The sequence below is a fragment of the Escherichia sp. AM3 genome, assembly GCF_032029835.1.
Lineage (GTDB): Bacteria > Pseudomonadota > Gammaproteobacteria > Enterobacterales > Enterobacteriaceae > Escherichia > Escherichia coli.
The window spans coordinates 1-314 of the sequence record NZ_JAVUPQ010000782.1 but is presented as its reverse complement, the minus strand read 5'-3'; the positions used below and the strand labels follow the sequence as shown (position 1 = coordinate 314).

The 314-nt window shown below is 47.5% G+C and carries 1 protein-coding gene; it reads left to right on the top strand.

Going from position 1 to position 314, the window contains the following annotated elements; all coding sequences use genetic code 11:
- Nucleotides 1-87 precede the first annotated feature (87 nt).
- The coding region (locus RTW80_RS28340; protein ID WP_312721430.1) for a universal stress protein at nucleotides 88-314 on the top strand (227 nt) is incomplete at its 3' end.

Below are 314 nucleotides of genomic sequence, written 5' to 3'. Positions count from 1 at the left end.
CGGGTGCAAGTGTTTAGGCTTTGTTTATATCCACAATGTCATTCTGGAGGCAGAAAATAACCCTTCATCGGAAAAGGAGTCAGGCTTATGTATAAGAAAATTTTGATGCCTGTTGATGTGTTTGAAATGGATTTGAGCGATAAAGCGGTACGCCACGCGGTCAACCTCGCGAAGGCGGAAGGCGCGACGATCACCCTGGTCAACATTCTCCCTAACAGCAGCCGTTCGTTACTGCGGGGGTTCAATGCCGATATTAAGAAGTTCGAAGAGTATATGACCGCCGAGTCTGATAAGAAGATGAAGGCGCTGAAACG